This window comes from Amorphus sp. 3PC139-8, from assembly GCF_040750475.1.
In the GTDB taxonomy this organism is placed as follows: domain Bacteria; phylum Pseudomonadota; class Alphaproteobacteria; order Rhizobiales; family Amorphaceae; genus Amorphus.
The window spans coordinates 205,204-222,498 of record NZ_JABJVY010000001.1 but is presented as its reverse complement, the minus strand read 5'-3'; the positions used below and the strand labels follow the sequence as shown (position 1 = coordinate 222,498).

Genomic DNA, 17,295 nt, shown 5'->3' with positions numbered 1-17,295 from the left:
AAAAGCCGAGCAGAGCCCAGGCGGCAAGCGGCGCAAGCGCGCCCCCGAGGAAGAGGGCAATCGGCATCGGTGGGCTTGGGTTTGCCGTTTCGAGGCCCATTTTGTGGTGCAATAGAGGGGCTTCGGCTTCGTTGTCGATGCGGTACGGTCCGGCCGGATCAAGTCGTATCGATACCGATTCCAATAGGTTAGAGCAGAGTGTGGCGGGGAACCGGTTCCCACTTTTCCTCGTCCCGCTCCCAAGCTGTTGCCCGATTGTTCCATTCGGCTCAGGATCAGCGAATGATTCGCTCCACTGACGGCTCGGCCATGCCCGCGATCGCGGGGTTCGAGGAAAGTGCGCCCGCGCCCCGGCCCGGCGGCATTGCCGCGCGGGCGCTCGGTGGTGCGCGCCCCGAGGCCAGCTATCTCGACAAGCTGAACCCGGAACAGCGGCGCGCGGTGGAAACCGTCGACGGTCCGGTGTTGGTGCTGGCCGGCGCCGGCACCGGCAAAACGCGGGTGCTGACGACCCGCATCGCCCATATCCTCGCCACCGGCCGCGCCCGGCCGAGCGAAATCCTCGCCGTGACCTTCACCAACAAGGCCGCGCGGGAAATGAAGGAGCGGGTCGCCGGCCTGGTCGGCCCGTCGGCGGAAGGCATGGCCTGGCTCGGCACCTTCCACGCCATCGGCACCCGCATTTTGCGCCGGCATGCCGAGCTCGCCAATTTGCGGCCCGATTTCACCATCCTGGATGCCGACGATCAGATCCGGCTTGCCAAGCAGATCATCCAGGCCGAGGGCCTCGACGAGAAGCGCTGGCCGGCCCGTCAGCTCCATTCCTTGATCGATAGCTGGAAGAATCGCGGCCTCGGCCCCGAGGAAGTGCCGCTCGGCGAGGCGCGCGCCTTTGCCAACGGGCGCGGCGGCGAACTCTATAAGGCCTATCAGGAGCGGCTGAGGGTCCTGAACGCGGTCGATTTCGGCGATTTGCTGCTGGAGCCGATCCGGCTGTTCCGCAGCCATCCCGACGTGCTCGCCTCCTACCAGCAGCGCTTCCGATACATGCTGGTCGACGAATATCAGGACACCAACGTCGCACAGTATCTCTGGCTGCGGCTTTTGGCCCAAGGCAACAGGAATCTCTGCGTGGTCGGCGACGACGACCAGTCGATCTATGGCTGGCGCGGGGCCGAGGTCGACAACATCCTGCGGTTCGAGCACGACTTTCCCGGCGCCGTCGTGGTCCGGCTGGAGCACAACTACCGCTCCACGGCGCCGATCCTGGCGGCCGCCTCGCACCTGATCGGCCACAACGAGGGCCGGCTCGGCAAGACGCTGTTCACGCAAGACCTGGACGATGACGCCGACAAGCTGACGGTCGCGTCCGCCTGGGATTCGGAGGAAGAGGCGCGCGCGATCGGCGAGGAGATCGAGCAGCTTCAGCGCAAGGGCCTGTCTCTCGACGAGATGGCGATCCTGGTGCGCGCCTCGTTCCAGATGCGCGAGTTCGAAGACCGCTTCGTCACTCTGGGGCTGCCCTACCGCGTGATCGGCGGCCCGCGCTTCTATGAGCGCAAGGAAATTCGCGACGCGCTGGCGTACTTCCGCGTCATTGTGCAGCCGGCCGACGATCTCGCCTTCGAGCGGATCGTGAATACGCCGAAGCGCGGCATCGGCGAAGTGGCGGTGAAAACGCTGCACGACACCGCCCGCGCCCGCCGGATCCCGCTGCTGCAGGCGGCCGCCGAGCTCACCCAGACGGAGGAGCTGAAGCCGAAGACGCGCACGGCGCTGAAGGACCTGATCACGTCGTTCGCCCGCTGGCGCTCCGAGCTCGATCGGCTGACCCACACCGAGCTTGCCGAAATCGTGCTCGACGAGTCCGGCTACACCGAGATGTGGCGGATGGACCGCTCGGCCGATGCGCCGGGCCGGCTGGAAAACCTGAAGGAGCTCGTCCGCGCCATGGACGAGTTCGATTCCATGGCGAGCTTCCTGGAGCACATCTCGCTGGTCATGGACACCGACAGCGACAGCGGCGGCGAAGCCGTGACCATCATGACGCTGCATGCCGCCAAGGGGCTGGAGTTCGACACCGTGTTCCTGCCGGGCTGGGAGGAGGGCCTGTTTCCCCACCAGCGCGCGGTCGACGAGAACGGCCAGGCCGGCCTGGAGGAAGAGCGCCGCCTCGCCTATGTCGGCCTCACCCGCGCCCGCAAGCGCGTGTTCGTCTGGTTCGCCGTCAACCGCCGCGTCCATGGGCTGTGGCAGTCGACCGTGCCGTCGCGCTTCCTCGACGAATTGCCGGAAGCGCACGTGGAGGTGCGCGAGCAGGGCGGTTACGGGGGCTATGGCGGCTACGGCCAAAGCCGCTTCGACCGGGTCGAGCCGTTCTCGTCCACCTATTCGACGCCGGGCTGGGAGCGCGCCCAGCGACGCAAGTCGCAAGGCGGCGCGAGCCGGACCCGCGAACCGATGACGATCGAGGGCGAGCTGGTGGCCAAAAGCGTGGCCGATCACGCGCCCGCCTTCGAACTCGGTGCGCGGGTGTTCCACCAGAAATTCGGCAACGGCACCATCGCCGCGGTGGAGGGCAACAAGCTCACCGTCGATTTCGACAAGGCCGGCCGCAAGCGCGTGTTGGATTCGTTTGTCCAAAAGACGTGATCCCGATCGGTGCGCCGCGCTTGCACCTGGCGCGCCCGTAGGCTAGTTGCGTTGGTCCTTCGGGGGGCGCCACGTTTGAAGGAACACGGCTCATGGATCGGATTCGGCTGAGGGGTGGTGCCCCGCTTGAGGGGACGATCCCGATCTCCGGCGCGAAAAACGCTGCCTTGCCGCTGATGATCGCGAGCCTTCTGACCGACGAGACGCTGACGCTGGAGAACGTTCCGCGCCTGCGCGACGTTCAGCAGCTCTTCCACATCCTGTCGAACCACGGCGTCGACTGGTCGGTGGAAGGCAAGCGCGCCGGCCAGGACGGCATGTCCGGCCAGACCATTCATCTCTGCGCCCGCGCCATCGTCGACACCACCGCGCCTTACGAGCTGGTGTCCACCATGCGCGCGAGCTTCTGGGTGATCGGTCCGCTGGTCGCCCGGATGGGTGTCGCTCGCGTGTCGTTGCCGGGTGGCTGTGCCATCGGCACCCGGCCGGTGGATTTCTTCATTCAGGGGCTGCAGCAGCTCGGGGCCGAGATCGAGATCGATCAGGGCTACGCCATCGCCAAGGCGCCGAATGGGCTCAAGGGCGGTCGGGTCGATCTGCCGCGCGTGTCGGTCGGCGCCACCCACACGCTGATGATGGCGGCGAGTCTGGCGAAGGGAGAAACGCTGATCACCAACGCCGCGCGCGAGCCGGAGATCACCGATCTCGCCGCCTGCCTGACCGCCATGGGGGCGAAGATCGAAGGGGCGGGAACGCCGGAGATCGTGATCCAGGGCGTGGATCGGCTTTCCGGCGCCCGTCACCGGGTGCTGCCCGACCGGATCGAGACCGGCACCTATGCCATGGCGGTCGCCATGACCGGGGGCGACGTGACCCTCGATCACGCCCGGGCCGACCTCCTGTCGGCGCCACTCTCCATCCTGGAAGAAGCCGGCGCGGAGATCACCAACACCAACCGCGGCATTCGCGTGCGGCGCAATGGCGCCGGCATCCGTGCCGTGGATGTCACCACCGAGCCGTTCCCGGGCTTTCCGACCGACCTCCAGGCCCAGTTCATGGCGCTGATGACGCGGGCGCGGGGCACCTGCCGGATCACCGAGACGATCTTCGAAAACCGCTTCATGCACGTCCAGGAGCTCGCCCGGCTGGGTGCCAAGATCCATCTCGACGGCCAGGTCGCAACGGTCGAAGGCGTCGACCAGCTCCGTGGCGCGCCGGTGATGGCGACCGATCTGCGCGCGTCCGTATCGCTGGTGATCGCCGGTCTTGCCGCAGAGGGCGAGACCATGATCAACCGCGTCTACCATCTGGATCGCGGCTTCGAGCGGCTCGAAGACAAGCTCGGCCGGTGCGGTGCGGACATCGAGCGGATTTCGGGGTGAGATTCCTGGTCCGTCGGTGATTTCGCCCGGCGCCGGATTGCGCTAGGAAGAGCGGAGGCGCCGGCCGGCGCTCCTGTCCGCAGCTAGACGACGGATCGACCCCTCGCCATGGCACCCTTGAAGCTCGCGGCTTTCGACAGCGAAGACCTCGCGGTCCTTTCCGCGCACGTCCAGGACGCGGTCCTGACCGTCGGCGATCTGCGCTGGCGTCCGAACGACCAGCGTTTCGTCGTGGTTCTGAATCGGTTCGCTTGGGAGGCGGACGGCAAGAAGCGCCGGCAACCGGGCGAGCGCCGGCGCGCCGTGTTGGATTTCGCCCATGTGCTGTCGGCGAAGGCGACGAAGTTGCGCCGCGATGCGCCGGAGGCCGTTCTGTCGCTCCTGGCGGTCACGTTCGAGGAGGGCGAGGCGCCGGGCGGACATGTCACGCTCGATTTTTCCGGCGGCGGTGCGATCCGGCTCGAAGTCGACTGCATCGAGGCGACGCTGACCGATCTCGGGCCGGTCTGGGCGGCGCGGGCGCGTCCGGCACACGAGCTTGATGAATGAAAGCGAACCCGACGGGAGCCGGACTGTGCCTGTGAGGCTGACCACCACCGACGCCGATTTCGAGGCGCGTTTCGTCGAGCTCTTGTCGACCAAGCGGGAGGCTTCCGCCGAGGTCGACGAGACCGTGCGCGCGATCGTGACCGACGTACGGGCGCGCGGCGATGCGGCGCTGATCGACTATACCGAGCGGTTCGATCGCATCGACGTATCCGGATCGGGCCTTGCGATCGATGCGGCGACCATTGCCGATGCCGTGGCCCAGGTGCCGGAGGAGGAGCGCGACGCGCTGCGCTTCGCCAAGGCGCGGATCGAAGCCTATCACCGCCGCCAGCGGCCGGATGATCTGAGCTTCGTCGACGAGGCGGGGGTCGAGCTCGGCTGGCGTTGGTCGGCGGTTCCGTCCGTCGGCCTCTACGTTCCGGGCGGGACGGCGGCCTATCCGAGCTCGGTTTTGATGAACGCGATGCCGGCCAAGGTGGCCGGTGTCGAGCGGATCGTGATGGTGGTGCCCACGCCGGACGGCAAGATCGTGCCGGCGGTGCTGGCGGCCGCCGAGATCGCCGGCGTCGACGAGATCTACCGGGTCGGCGGGGCCCAGGCGGTGGCCGCGCTCGCCTACGGCACCGAGACGATCGACCCGGTCGCCAAGATCGTCGGTCCCGGCAACGCTTACGTAGCCGCCGCCAAGCGGCAGGTGTTCGGCACCGTCGGCATCGACATGATCGCCGGCCCCTCCGAGGTGGTCGTGGTGGCCGATGGCGCCAACAACCCCGACTGGATCGCCGCCGACCTATTGGCCCAGGCCGAGCACGACGTGGCCGCCCAGTCGATCCTGATCACCGACGATGCCGCGTTTGCCGACCAGGTGGCGCGGGCGGTGGAAGCTCAGCTCACCACGCTGAGCCGTGCCGACATCGCCGCGGCGAGCTGGCGCGATTTCGGCGCGATCGTGCTGGTCGCCGATTTCGACGAGGTTCCGCCGCTGGTCGACCGGCTGGCCCCGGAGCATCTGGAGCTTGCCGTTGCCGATCCCGACGCGCTTGCCGGACGCATCCGGCATGCCGGGGCGATCTTCCTCGGCGCCTACACGCCGGAGGCGGTCGGCGACTACGTGGCCGGATCCAACCATGTGCTCCCGACGGCGCGTTCGGCGCGCTTTTCTTCGGGGCTTTCGGTGCTGGACTTCATGAAGCGGACATCGCTTTTGCGCTGCAATGCCGACAGTCTCGCCCGGCTCGGCGGCGCGACCCGAACCCTGGCGGCGGCGGAAGGGCTCGATGCCCACGGTCGCTCCGTCGCGATCCGGCTGAATAGGTAGCTCACGGCCATGGCGTCATCCCCGACCTTCGGCGAAACCAAATATCTCGTCGCGGTCGATCTCGACGAGGCCTCCATCGCGCGTTCCACCCCGGACATCGAGCACGAGCGCGCGGTCGCGATTTACGATCTGATCGAAGAGAACGCGTTCGCCCCGGTGGGAGACGCCCCTGACGCCGGCCCCTATCGGCTGGCGCTGGCGATCGTGGAAAATCGTCTGGCGTTGGCTGTGACCCGGGAGGACGGCAGCGAGGTTGTCACCCATGTCCTCTCGCTGACGCCGTTCCGGAAGATCGTGAAAGACTATTTCCTGATGTGTTCGAGCTATTTCGAAGCCATCCGGACCGCCTCTCCCAGCCAGATCGAGGCCATCGACATGGGCCGGCGCGGCGTTCACAACGAGGGCTCCCAGATCCTGATGGATCGCCTGGCCGGCAAGATCGAGGTGGATTTCGACACTGCGCGCCGCTTGTTCACCCTGATTTGCGCGCTCCATTGGCGAGGTTAGCCGGTGACCTCCGCGCATGGTGGTCGCCCGGGATCTGTCTTGTTCGTCTGCCGGCAGAACGCCGTGCGCTCGCCGATGGCGGCCGAGCTGGCGCGCCACTATTTCCCGCACAGCCTCTACGCGCGCTCTGCCGGCGTGGTGCATGGCGAGGCCGATCCGTTCGCGGTTTCGGTGATGCAGGAGCTCGGGCTCGACATTTCCAAACATCATCCGCGCACGCTGGAGGAGCTCGCCGACACCAGCTTCGACCTGGTGGTGACGCTTGCGCCGGAGGCCCATCACCGCGCCCTTGAGATGGCGCGCACGGAAGCTTTCGACGTGGAATATTGGCCGACGCCCGATCCGTCGGTCACATCGGGTGCGCGCAACCAGATCCTGGATGCCTATCGGGCCGTGCGCGATGGGCTCGGCGCGCGTATCAAGGCGCGGTTCGCGGAATGACGGCAGGTGCGCCCCCTAGTTTTTTGGTCTAGCGCCCTGGCCCTCGATGCGAGAAGTGTTTCCAAGCGCGGTGTGATTCGGTAGTTTCTCGCGACCTCGGACCCGCAGAGATCCCCGAAGCGCATGGCCAAAGAAGAAGTTCTGGAATTTCCCGGCACGGTGACGGAGCTTTTGCCGAACGCGACATTTCGAGTAAAGCTCGAGAACGACCACGAGATCATCGCCCATACCGCAGGCCGGATGCGCAAGAACCGCATCCGCGTGCTCGCGGGCGATAAGGTCCTGGTTGAAATGACACCCTACGATCTGACCAAAGGGCGGATTACCTATCGCTTCAAGTAGGCGCGAGGCCGTGGCCGTCCCCTTCGTTCCGGCATAGTAAGTCTTAAGTCTCATGACCGATCGTCCCGTTCTCGTCCTCGCCTCCGGCTCCCCCCGACGGCTGGCGCTTCTCGAGCAGATCGGGATCGTCCCCGACCATCTCGCCCCGACCGATATCGACGAAAGCCCGCTGGAAGGCGAGGCACCGGGCCGGCTTGCCCAGCGGCTGGCACAGGCCAAGGCCGAAGAGGCGGTGGAGCGCGTGCGGGCCGACAAGTCGGTCGGCAAGGCCTATGTGCTGGCCGCCGACACGGTGGTTGCGGCGGGGCGCCGCGTGTTGCCGAACGCGGAGGACATTGGCGAGGTGGAGACTTGCCTCTCCACGCTGTCGGGGCGCGGCCATCGCGTGTTCACCGGCCTCTGCCTGATTTCTCCAAAGGGTCGGCTGCGGGTACGCACGGTGGAGAGCCGGGTGCGCTTCAAGCGGCTGTCGAAGGAGGAAATCGAAGCCTATCTCGCTTCGGGCGAGTGGCGCGGCAAGGCCGGCGGGTACGCGATCCAGGGCTTGGCCGGCGCGTTCGTCACCAAGCTGGTGGGCTCTTATTCCAACGTGGTCGGGCTGCCGCTGTTTGAAACCGCGACGCTGCTGACCGGGGAGGGGTATCCGGTCACGTCCGGGTGGCGGCCGGGCGGTCGCGACGAGGCCGATACGCCTTCCGAGATCAAGGCGGTGCCGGCGTGAAACCAGAACGGATGATCACGCGTTCGCGCAGCATGCTCGACGAGACAACGCGTCCTGATGCGTCGTCCGAGGGCCCGGCCGACGATCGCAGCGGAACCGGCGATGGCGGCGCGCCGTCGGGCGGATCGAGCCGCAACGGCGGGCGGCGTTGCCCGATCTGCGGCAAGCCGACGGTGCAATCCTTCCGTCCGTTCTGCTCCAAGCGCTGTGCCGACGTGGACCTCCACAAATGGCTGGGCGGCGGCTACGCGATCCCGGTCGTGGAAGAGGACGGGTCTGCGGGGGACGGCGGTCCGGAACCGGAGGACTGAGCGTTCGCCGGTGTTGACAGCGACCGTCCGAAGCCCCATACATCCGGCCTTCGGATGAAAGTGGGCGCGCGCGGAGCCCGTGCGCGCCTTTGTCGTTTGCCCAGGGTCCGACCGATGAAAATCAAGAACTCGCTCAAGGCGCTCCTGAAGCGCGACCGCAACAACCGCCTCGTGCGCCGCAAGGGCCGCGTCTTCATCATCAACAAGAAGGCGCCGCGCTACAAGGCGCGTCAGGGCTGATCCTGTTCCGCATCGCGTGGCATCGGCGCGCGCGATCGTGATCGTCGGCACCGCGTGTGGTCCTTTGACGGAGCCGGGTCCGCGCCCCATAATTCGGGCATGACGATCCGTCTTCCCTCAGTGCTGATTTGTGTCGGCGTTCTCGCCGCTGCACCCGCGTTCGCCCAGTCCGAGCTGGATCAGATTCCGCAGGACGAGGAGCGCCTGGAGCGGGCGATCGAAGCGCCTCCCGAGGCCCCGCCGGAGGTGGAGGAAAGTCGAGAGGTCCGCCTCGACCGGCTGTTCGCGCGCCTGAAGGTGGCGAAGACGCCGGAGCAGGCGCGGCAGATTTCCGGGACCATCCAGCGCGAGCTGTTGCGCTCCGGCAGTCCGACGACGGATCTCCTGATGAAGGAGGCCGCTGCGGCGATCGAGTCGAAGGATCTGCCGGTGGCGCTCGACGTGCTCGATGCCGTCACCCGGCTGTCGCCCGACTATGCCGAGGGCTGGAACCGCCGCGCCACGGTCTATTTCATGCGCGAGGAGTATGGCCGCTCGCTCGCCGATCTGGAGCGCACGCTTGCGCTCGAGCCGCGCCATTGGGGCGCGATCAACGGCCTCGCCACCATTCTCAGAAGCCTCGACGACACCGAGGCGGCGGCCGAGGCCTACGACCGCGCGCTGGCGATCTATCCGCTGCAGGAGCAGATCCAGAAGGCGCGGGAAAGCCTCCACGACGACGTGGATGGGGAAGAGATTTAGGGCCCTTTCCGCTCAGATGAAAACATCTGAGCGATAAGAAATGGCTGCAAATTCACTCGGTTGAGCAAGTCCCGAGACGCAGGGATCGGTTCGCCCGTTCCGAAGGCGCCGCCAGGGCACGCCGCGTGTCCCGCGACCTTCCCCATAGATTTCCTGTTTTTTGCGGACCGAGCCGGAAAACCTCCCGGCGCTTACGCGCCGGGTTTGGGACCGCCCTTGGAAACGCCGACCTTTGCCGGGCGCAGCACCCGCTCGCCGATCAGGTAGCCGGGCTCGACCACCTGCACGATGGTCATGTTCGGCACGCTCTCATTGGGGACCTCGAACAGTGCCTCGTGCTTGTTCGGATCGAAGCGCTCGCCTTCGGGATCGTCCTTCACGATGCCATGCTTCTGAAGCGTGTTCAGAAGCTCGCGCTCGGTCATCTCGATGCCTTCGATCAAGGCCTTCACGCTCGGATCCTGGGCGATCTCGCCCTCCGGGACGGCCTTGAGCGCACGATTGAAGTTGTCGCTGACCGACAGCATGTCGCGCGCGAAGCTCGCGATCGCGTAGCGCCGGGCATCGGCAAGGTCGCGTTCTGCGCGGCGACGGGTGTTTTCCGTTTCCGCCAGGGCGCGCAGGAGCTGGTCTTTCAGGTCCGCGGTTTCGCGCTCCAGCCGCACGACCGGGTCGTCGACGCCGCTCTCGTCAGCCTCCGACGCCGGCGCCTCCGTGCTTTCGGAAAGGTTCGGGTCGACCTCTTCGTTGGCCTTGTTCGCCGTCTCGTTGCTCATCATCGCTCGTCTTCGACTTTCTGTGAGCGGGTGTGTCCCGATTAGGAACCGACCCATCGCTCAAAGGTAGCGGGTCGAGCGGAACGCGTCATGCTATTCCAGCCCGGCCGGTATTTAGTCACTCCGACACGAAAATACGAGCCCGACCGTCGCTGGCCGGACTCGCGCGTGTCCTCGCCGCAAGGGGCGTCAGATCGAACCGTTGATCCACTCGACGAGCTTGCCCTTCGGCACCGCGCCCACCTGGGTCGCCGCCGGGGCGCCGTTCTTGAACAGGATCAGGGTCGGAATCGAGCGGACGCCGTACTTCATGGCGGTCTGCTGGTTCTCGTCGACGTTCAGCTTGGCGATCTTCACCTTGCCGCCCATCTCCTGAGAGATTTCCTCCAGCGCCGGCGCAATCATCTTGCACGGGCCGCACCATTCCGCCCAGAAATCGACAACGACCGGCTCGTTGGAATCGATCACGTCGCTCTGGAACGAGGAATCCGTAACTTTGGTCGTCATGGCAATACCTCGATTGAAGGGCCATGGCGCGCCCAAGACTATGCTTGCGCGACACCTTGCCCAAAGGAAAAAAGCTCGGGATACGAGACCGCGAAAGCTGCCGCGCCCCCGGCATTTCAGGTTGTCCGAAAGTTAGGGAGCGGGACCTTGAGCGTCAAGCGACCGGCGTGTCACGTTGCCGTTCTCCTCAGTCTCCCGCCGCATGGGCGTGGACTGCGGCAAGGGCGCCATCCAGCGCATCGGCCGGAATGGTCATGAGGTGCGCCGAATCGGTCCAGATCAGGGCCGCCTCGACCGGCCGGCCGGCCGACAGCGGCCCGAGGATCTCGCGATAGAGCGCAAGCTGGGCCAGATAGGCATCGGGCACCTCGGCAAGCGCCTCGGGTGCCGGACGGTCGCTCTTGTAGTCGACAATCAGGATGCGCTCGGGACCGTGCACCAGCCGGTCGACCCGACCGGTGACCAGCCGGCGCTCCGAGCCGATCGTCAGATGGCCGGCAAGGCCGACCTCGGCGCGGCTTCCCGGCCCGAATACGGGCGCGATCGCAGGGTCCTCCAGGATCGCGAGAACGGCCGCGATCATCGCGGTGCCGTCGATCTCTGCGCTTCCCGCCTGGGCCTCGAAGACCCGTTGGGCCGCCTCCGCCCGCCGCTCCGGTGACACGTCGGGCAGGACCTCGAGCAGGCGGTGGGTCAGGGTGCCGCGCAAGAGCGCGGTCCGGCGGGCGATTTCCGGATCGATGCGCTGCGTGATCTCTACGGATTGCGATGCGGGAGCGGCCTTGCGGCGCGCATCGTGGGGCAAGGCGCCGGAGGGGCTCAAGGCGGGCGCGCGAATGATCGGAGGCGGTGCTGCGACCCGCGCCCAGTCCGGCAACGGTGTCGGCGCCGGCGGGGGCGGCGCGGTTTCGCCGCTTTCGGCCGGCCCGCGCCGGTACGCCACCCCGCGCCAGTCCCGGGCGAGCAAGGTGCCGTCGGCGTCGGTGATATCCTCCAGCGCCGGCTCGAGGCCGGCTTCCACCAGCCGGTACCAGGAGCGGGGATGCGGCCCCTTCTTCGGCTGCCAGCCGCAGACGATGAGCTGATCTTCCGCGCGGGTCATGGCGACGTAGAGCAGGCGGGCGTACTCGTCCTCCTGGCGTGCCTGATCTGCTTCGATCACGGCCGAGACGGGCGCCGGCCGATGCTCCCCGTTGGGCGTCCAGACCAGCGGCGGAGGCGCGTTCGGATGCTCGGCCGGCGGGATGGCGACGATCTTCGGCGCCTGGCTGCCGTGAACCGGCGCACCGCAGCCGTCGGCCAAAAACACGATCGGCGCCTCCAGCCCCTTCGCGCCGTGCACGGTCATGATGCGGACGGCTTCCGCGGCGGTGTCGCTCTCGCGCTTCAGCTCCGCGGCGGTGGCCGTCAGCCGGGCGAGAAAGCCTTCCAGAGTCGGAACGCCGGTGTGCTCGTAGTCGAGCGCAAGGTCGAGGAAGGCATCCAACACCTCGTCCACCTCCGCGCCGAGCCGGGCGCGAAACAGGCGCCGGCCGTCGTCGGCGCCGAGCACGGTGGCGTAGAGATCGAACGGGCGATCGGCGAGCGCGATCCGCCGCCAGCGGGCGAGCCGGTCCGCCATGGCGGCCAGCCGCGGATCGTTGGCGCCGGCGGTGCGCAGCGCCGATTCCAGGGTGCCGGATCGGTTGCAGGCGAGACGGAACAGCTCCTCCTCGCTCACGCCGAACAGAGGACTTTTTAGAACCGCGGCCAGCGACAGGTCGTCGGCCGGCGTCAGCAGTGCGCGGCCGAGCGCGATCAGGTCCTCCACCGCGATGTGTTCGGTCACGGTCAGCCGGTCGGCGCCGGCAACGGGCACGCCGGCGGCCTTCAGCGCACGGATCACCACATCGGCGAACGGCTTGCGCTTGCGCACCAGGATCAACACGTCGCCGGGACGGATCGGGCGCCCGTCCGCGCGGCGTTCGCCGCCGTCCAGCCAGCCGCGGATGGTGGCGGCGATGCGCTCCGCCAGCCGCCAGGGGCCGGAGGAGCCGGCCTCATGGTCGATCGGCAGGGTCCAATCGTCGGGCTCGTCGACGGCGATGGTTTCGGTGAGCGGCCAGAGCGTCACCCGACCGGGATGGTGGGCGCGGATCGGCTCGTGCACCAGCGCGTCGCCGGAACTCTCGATGCGGCGATGGAGCTCCGGATCGGCGAACACGGCGTCGACTGCGCCCAGCACGTCCGGTGTGGAGCGGAAGGATAGCGTCAGCCGGACCGCGTTGAAGGTCATCTCCGCACCGGCGGCCTGACCCTGGAAATGGCGAAGTTGGCGGTCGAAGGCTTCCGGCGCGGCCCCTTGGAAGCCATAGATCGACTGCTTCTCGTCGCCGACGGCGAACACGGTGCGCGGGCCCGGCCGCGCGCCGGCGCCGGCGAAAAATTCCGAGGCCAGCGCGTTCACGATCTCCCACTGGCGCGGGCTGGTGTCCTGGGCCTCGTCCACGAGGATGTGGTCGATGCCCTGATCGAGCTTGTAGTGGATCCAGGCGGCGGCATCGGCGCGCGCGAGAAGCGTGGCGGTGCGGGCGATCTGGTCGTCATAGTCGACAAAGCCTTCGCGCGCCTTCTCCGCCTCCACGTGGGCAATCACCCGGTCCGCGAGCCGGGCAAGGGCTGCGGTCGCCTCGACGGCGCGGATCGCCTTGGCCTTGTCCAGGAGATCGACCAGGCGGGCCTGTTCGGCGGCGAAGCGCTCGCCGAGGTCCGGGAGTTGCGCCTGAACCGCCTTGGTGCCCGCGCCGGTGGCGCTGCGCGGTTCGCGCTTGGCTGTGAGGAAGATGTCCAGCCAGGCCTCCGCGCGGGCGTCCTGCGACTTGGTGGCGTCCTGCGCGGCTTCGATGCGGGCGAGCTGCTTCTGGTCGTTGGCGCTGCCGGCGGCGAGCGCGGTCGCGTAGCGGGCCGCGAAGGCCGGGTCGATGTGCGGGGAGACCAGGATCTCCTGGGCAAGGCCCTGCAGCGTGTCGCGGGGAGACAGGCCGAGGGCGGCCTGCAGCCGGGCGATGGCGTTGTCGAAATCATTACAGTCGCGAAGCCAGAGCCGGAACGCCTCGCGCTGGCTCACCATGGCGCGGATCGCGCCGATCAGGGTCAGGTCGGCGGAAAGCGGCAGGATCGTCGCGATCGCCTCGGCGAGCGGGCCGTCCGGATCCCCAGCGGCTTCGGCGAGCGTAGCGGATATCGCGCTGTCGACCAACTCAGCGGCGGCCGCATCGTCCAGCACGGTGAAGCGGGCCGCCAGGTTCGCCTCCAGCGGAAATTGATGCAGGAGGGCTGCGGAAAAGGCGTGGATGGTCTGGATCTTAAGGCCGCCCGGCGTCTCCAGCGCCTCGGCGAACAGCCGGCGGGCCCGGGCTCGCTCCTCCGCACGGACAGGGTGCGGTAACCGAGGCGCAAGCAGCTCATCGAGTGCGTCATCGTCGGCGCGGGCGAAATTGGCCAGCCGATCGAACACCCGCTGGGACATCTGGGCCGCGGCGGCGTTGGTGAAGGTGAGGCACAGGATCCGGCCCGGCGCGACGCCGGCAAGCAGCAGGTTCACCACCCGCTCCACCAGAACATGGGTCTTGCCTGAGCCGGCATTGGCGGAGACCCAGGCGGAAGCGAGCGGATCGGCCGCGCGCGCCTGGGCGATCCGGGTCGCCTCGGGGATGTCGCGCGGGCTCATTCGCCGCCCTCCACCGAAAGCGCCCACTCCCGTGCCCGGGCAAGATGGTCATAGTCGCCGCCGAAGGCGCCTTCGAGCTTGACGCGGGCGCGGGAGAGGTAGCGGCTTCCTTCAAGGGCATAAGCGCCGAGCAGCCGCGCAAGTTTGGCATCGACCTCGGCGACCAGGGTGGCGGCGTCCTTGCCTTGGGTGTTGGCGAGCACGGAACGCAGGCGAAGCGGCTCTTTGGCGCCTTTCAGCTCCAGATAGGCCATCTCCGAAAGCGGCCGACCGACGGGCACGCCCTTGAGACCACCTTCGGCCGCCATCAAGGCTTCGATGGTGAGCTGAGGCTCCAGATGGGCGGCGACCTCCTGAGGTGAGGGCGCAGTGCCGGTCTTGTAATCGTAAAGGGCAAGCGTGCCGTCGCTGCGCTCGTCGACGCGGTCGGCCCGGCCGGTGATCTCGAACAGCCCGGCAGGGGTGTAGCGGGTCAGACGGCCGGAAATCTCTACGTGGCGCGTGGCAATTCCGCCGGCGCTCTCCGCCTCGAACGCGACGAAGGCTTCCGCGATGCGGGCAAAGCGCGGCAGCCAGAGCGCGGTCACCTCCGGCTCGTCATGCTCGGCGAAGGTCTCCCTGGCGATTTCCACAAGGGTGGCGACCGCGCTGGCATCGTAAGGCCCGGCATAGCTGCGCCCGAACCCGGCCAGGATCTCATGGATCGCAGTGCCCCGCTCGGCCGCTTCCAACGGCGGTGCGATCGGGTCGAGCGGGCGCAGGCCCAGCACATGGCGGGCGTAGATCGCGTAAGGGTCGCGGATCAGGGTCGCGATCTCGGTGACGCTCAAGCGCGACGGCCGTTCGATCACCGGCGGCGCCGGTGCGGGTCGCGGTGCCGGCACTGGTGGCCCGGCGGGCGCGTCGAGGGCAGCCGCCCAATCCTGGTAGATGCGGCCGCGAGCACGGACGGTCTCGGCCGCCTCCTTTCCGGCCACGGCCAGAAGCCGCTGCAGCCAACGCGAGGCGACGGTGGGTGCGCCGGAGACCCGCTTGGCACGGGTGACGATCACATCGCGCGCGCCAAGCGCCTGGGCGACGTCATGGGCGGCGAGACCGATCCTCCGTTCCGGCGGCTCCAGCCCGAAGGTGTTCATCATCGGGCGCGACATCCACGGCCCGATTTCCACGGCGGCCGGCCAGGTGCCCTCGTTGAGGCCGGCGATCACCAGCCGGTCGACGGACTGCAGTCGGGCTTCCAGCGGCCCCCAGATGAAGAGCCGGTCGTCGGTGGGAACCGGACCGCGCACGGCCGCGTCGCCCGCCAGCGCCTCGACCAGAGGCGGCCAGTCGACCGGGCGGACGTCGAAGTCCACGTCGCCCGCCGCCGGGATGCCGTCCAGAGCCGCAAGCAGGACCTGGCCGTCGGTGCGGCGGGCCAACGGATCCGGCCGGTCGGGATCGGCGGCGAGGGCGTCCACGACGGCGCGATGCGCGATCGCGAGCTCCGAGATCGCGACCGGCGCTTCCGCCAGGGCCAACGTTTCCAGCGGGGCGAGCGCGCCGGCAAGCCGGGCGATCAGGTCGGCGGCGCGATCGAGCGTCTCCGGCGGACAATCCTCTTCGAGCGGTTCCGCCCGGCGTCGATCGAGGGCGGCGCCGAGGGCGGCCGTGCCCGGACGCAGCCGATAGCGGCGCAGCACCTGTCGCTCCAGCGCGTCGACAGCGGCGAGGTGTTCCGCCGGGGGTTGGCCCAGCCGGCAGAGCGGATGCTTCAACAGAGCGATCAGCCCATGGGCATCGCCGATGGTCGCCGCGGAGGCGGCAAGTCGGGCGAACACGCCGGCGGTGGTGGTGCCGAGCGGGCGCCCGGCGGAATCGTCGACGGCGATCTCCCAGCGCTTCATTTCGGCGGCGACGCGGCGGGCGATCGCGCGGTCCGGGGTCATGAGGGCGGCGGTCGCACCCGGCGTCTCAAGGGTTTCGCGCAGGGCGAGCGCGATCGAAAGCGCCTCCTCGCGCGCGGTTTCCGCCTCGATCAGCGCCAACCCGCCCGCCGCCTCGCTGGAGGCTGCGGCATCGAAGCTACCGGCCCAGGCGTCGGTGGCGGCCGCTGGGCGGAAGGCGGCGGAAACGAGCCGGCTGCGCGCCGTGGTCGCGTCGGTCGCCGGTGCTGCGGCGAGATCGGGCACGTCGTCGCGGTTGAGGCGGATCCGCTTCAGGAGCTGCTTGAGGCCGTATTGGGGATGGCTGAAGGCCGGAGAGGGAGCGGCATCGATGGCCGCCCAGGCATCGTCGTCCAACTCCCGGTCGAGCCCCGGCAGCACCACGGCGCCGTTGGGCATCCGCGCGATGGTGGCGATCAGGCGCGCGGTGGCGGGGATCGAGCCGGTGGAGCCGGCCGCGATCACGGGACCTTTCGGGGGCGCCGAAGCCAACCGGCGGGCTTCGGCATCGACCAGCAGCCGGCGGCGGCGGGCCGGCTCGACCGCGCCGCGCTCGTCCAGAAAGGCCGGCCAGGTCTCGATCGCGATGCCCAGGAAGGTGGTGGTCACCTGCCAGTAGGCGGCAAGCTCTTCCGGCACCAGGTGGGCGAGCGCGTCCCAATCGGCCTCCTGGGTCTCCACCTGGTCCATCAGGGCGAGAAGATCGATCGCAAGACGGGCGGCATCGGCCGGCGAGGTGGGGACGGCCACGGTCTCGCCGGGCAGGAGCTCGAGCGTGGCGGCGGTGAGCCGCGCGGCCCAGTGACGGACGAGTCCGGCCATGGCGATCCGGCGCGTCAGCGGAGGGAGTTCCGGTTGGAGCGCGCCGTCGCCGCCGGCCTCCTCGTCGAGCACCAGGAGATCCTCGGCGACGTCGCCGATCGCGCGGATGTCGGGCAGGACCGCGCTATCGCCGGGGGCGGCGGCCAGAACCGCGGCCTCCAGGGCGCGCACGGCCCGTCGGGTCGGCAGGTAGATCGTGGCGTCGGCAAGGGCCAGCGGGTCGTCCGGCAACTTGCCGCCCGGCCACAAAGTGCCGTCCGTCAGCGCCCGCACCAGGGTCGGCAGGAACGGGACAGAGGGGGGGATGGTGAAGACCCGGGCGTCCGTCACGATGTCGGTGAGACCTCCCGTG

General features: G+C 68.5%; 15 protein-coding genes. 11 read left to right on the top strand and 4 right to left on the bottom strand.

Annotated elements, in window-relative coordinates; genetic code table 11:
- Positions 1-309 precede the first annotated feature (309 nt).
- The 11 genes from HNS03_RS00975 (at position 310) to HNS03_RS00925 (ending at position 9,204) form a co-directional block, all read left to right on the top strand.
- Positions 310-2,652, top strand: coding sequence for an ATP-dependent helicase (locus tag HNS03_RS00975; protein WP_367192803.1), 2,343 nt, complete (start codon positions 310-312; stop codon positions 2,650-2,652).
- Between the two features lie 92 nt (positions 2,653-2,744).
- The gene (murA, locus tag HNS03_RS00970; protein WP_367192403.1) at positions 2,745-4,034 is read left to right on the top strand and encodes a UDP-N-acetylglucosamine 1-carboxyvinyltransferase; all 1,290 of its coding nucleotides are present in this window, start codon (positions 2,745-2,747) and stop codon (positions 4,032-4,034) included.
- Between the two features lie 108 nt (positions 4,035-4,142).
- Complete coding sequence (locus HNS03_RS00965; RefSeq protein ID WP_367192401.1) at positions 4,143-4,583, top strand: DUF2948 family protein; 441 nt, start codon at positions 4,143-4,145, stop codon at positions 4,581-4,583.
- A gap of 25 nt (positions 4,584-4,608) precedes the next feature.
- Complete coding sequence (gene hisD, locus HNS03_RS00960; RefSeq protein ID WP_367192400.1) at positions 4,609-5,901, top strand: histidinol dehydrogenase; 1,293 nt, start codon at positions 4,609-4,611, stop codon at positions 5,899-5,901.
- 9 nt (positions 5,902-5,910) lie between these two features.
- Positions 5,911-6,408: a UPF0262 family protein gene (locus HNS03_RS00955; protein WP_367192399.1), complete on the top strand. Its 498-nt coding sequence runs from the start codon at positions 5,911-5,913 to the stop codon at positions 6,406-6,408.
- A gap of 3 nt (positions 6,409-6,411) precedes the next feature.
- Entirely contained in the window at positions 6,412-6,849 is a 438-nt protein-coding gene (locus HNS03_RS00950) for a low molecular weight phosphatase family protein (RefSeq protein ID WP_367192397.1), read from the top strand.
- 123 nt (positions 6,850-6,972) lie between these two features.
- The gene (infA, locus tag HNS03_RS00945) at positions 6,973-7,191 is read left to right on the top strand and encodes a translation initiation factor IF-1 (protein ID WP_367192396.1); all 219 of its coding nucleotides are present in this window, start codon (positions 6,973-6,975) and stop codon (positions 7,189-7,191) included.
- 52 nt (positions 7,192-7,243) lie between these two features.
- Positions 7,244-7,912 (top strand): Maf family nucleotide pyrophosphatase, encoded by a 669-nt coding sequence (locus HNS03_RS00940; protein WP_367192395.1) that lies wholly within the window; start codon positions 7,244-7,246, stop codon positions 7,910-7,912.
- Positions 7,913-8,067: 155 nt separating this feature from the next.
- Positions 8,068-8,223 carry a DNA gyrase inhibitor YacG gene (locus tag HNS03_RS00935; protein ID WP_367192801.1) on the top strand — a complete coding sequence of 52 codons (156 nt, stop codon included), beginning with the start codon at positions 8,068-8,070 and terminating at the stop codon, positions 8,221-8,223.
- A 114-nt stretch (positions 8,224-8,337) separates the two neighbouring features.
- On the top strand, positions 8,338-8,463 hold the full coding sequence (gene ykgO, locus HNS03_RS00930) for a type B 50S ribosomal protein L36 (protein ID WP_026319121.1): 126 nt from the start codon (positions 8,338-8,340) through the stop codon (positions 8,461-8,463).
- 99 nt (positions 8,464-8,562) lie between these two features.
- Positions 8,563-9,204 carry a tetratricopeptide repeat protein gene (locus tag HNS03_RS00925; RefSeq protein ID WP_367192393.1) on the top strand — a complete coding sequence of 214 codons (642 nt, stop codon included), beginning with the start codon at positions 8,563-8,565 and terminating at the stop codon, positions 9,202-9,204.
- A gap of 191 nt (positions 9,205-9,395) precedes the next feature.
- On the opposite strand, the gene grpE is transcribed toward HNS03_RS00925, so the two are convergent.
- The 4 genes from grpE to addB all read right to left on the bottom strand — a co-directional run bounded on the left by grpE (position 9,396) and on the right by addB (position 17,273).
- Positions 9,396-9,983: a nucleotide exchange factor GrpE gene (gene grpE, locus HNS03_RS00920; RefSeq protein ID WP_367192391.1), complete on the bottom strand. Its 588-nt coding sequence runs from the start codon at positions 9,981-9,983 to the stop codon at positions 9,396-9,398.
- Between the two features lie 186 nt (positions 9,984-10,169).
- Entirely contained in the window at positions 10,170-10,487 is a 318-nt protein-coding gene (gene trxA, locus HNS03_RS00915; RefSeq protein WP_367192389.1) for a thioredoxin, read from the bottom strand.
- Between the two features lie 187 nt (positions 10,488-10,674).
- Positions 10,675-14,196 carry a double-strand break repair helicase AddA gene (gene addA, locus HNS03_RS00910; protein WP_367192387.1) on the bottom strand — a complete coding sequence of 1,174 codons (3,522 nt, stop codon included), beginning with the start codon at positions 14,194-14,196 and terminating at the stop codon, positions 10,675-10,677.
- The gene (gene addB, locus HNS03_RS00905) at positions 14,193-17,273 is read right to left on the bottom strand and encodes a double-strand break repair protein AddB (protein ID WP_367192385.1); all 3,081 of its coding nucleotides are present in this window, start codon (positions 17,271-17,273) and stop codon (positions 14,193-14,195) included. The genes addA and addB overlap by 4 nt, the downstream gene beginning before the upstream one ends.
- Positions 17,274-17,295: the final 22 nt, after the last annotated feature.

What these genes read in the sequence shown, in the direction of transcription:
- HNS03_RS00975 (WP_367192803.1), top strand. Translation starts at nt 310, where the DNA reads ATGCCCGCGATCGCGGGGTTCGAGGAAAGTGCGCCCGCGCCCCGGCCC.
- murA (WP_367192403.1), top strand. Translation starts at nt 2,745, where the DNA reads ATGGATCGGATTCGGCTGAGGGGTGGTGCCCCGCTTGAGGGGACGATC.
- HNS03_RS00965 (WP_367192401.1), top strand. Translation starts at nt 4,143, where the DNA reads ATGGCACCCTTGAAGCTCGCGGCTTTCGACAGCGAAGACCTCGCGGTC.
- HNS03_RS00955 (WP_367192399.1), top strand. Translation starts at nt 5,911, where the DNA reads ATGGCGTCATCCCCGACCTTCGGCGAAACCAAATATCTCGTCGCGGTC.
- infA (WP_367192396.1), top strand. Translation starts at nt 6,973, where the DNA reads ATGGCCAAAGAAGAAGTTCTGGAATTTCCCGGCACGGTGACGGAGCTT.
- HNS03_RS00940 (WP_367192395.1), top strand. Translation starts at nt 7,244, where the DNA reads ATGACCGATCGTCCCGTTCTCGTCCTCGCCTCCGGCTCCCCCCGACGG.
- ykgO (WP_026319121.1), top strand. Translation starts at nt 8,338, where the DNA reads ATGAAAATCAAGAACTCGCTCAAGGCGCTCCTGAAGCGCGACCGCAAC.
- HNS03_RS00925 (WP_367192393.1), top strand. Translation starts at nt 8,563, where the DNA reads ATGACGATCCGTCTTCCCTCAGTGCTGATTTGTGTCGGCGTTCTCGCC.
- grpE (WP_367192391.1), bottom strand. Translation starts at nt 9,983, where the DNA reads ATGATGAGCAACGAGACGGCGAACAAGGCCAACGAAGAGGTCGACCCG.
- trxA (WP_367192389.1), bottom strand. Translation starts at nt 10,487, where the DNA reads ATGACGACCAAAGTTACGGATTCCTCGTTCCAGAGCGACGTGATCGAT.
- addA (WP_367192387.1), bottom strand. Translation starts at nt 14,196, where the DNA reads ATGAGCCCGCGCGACATCCCCGAGGCGACCCGGATCGCCCAGGCGCGC.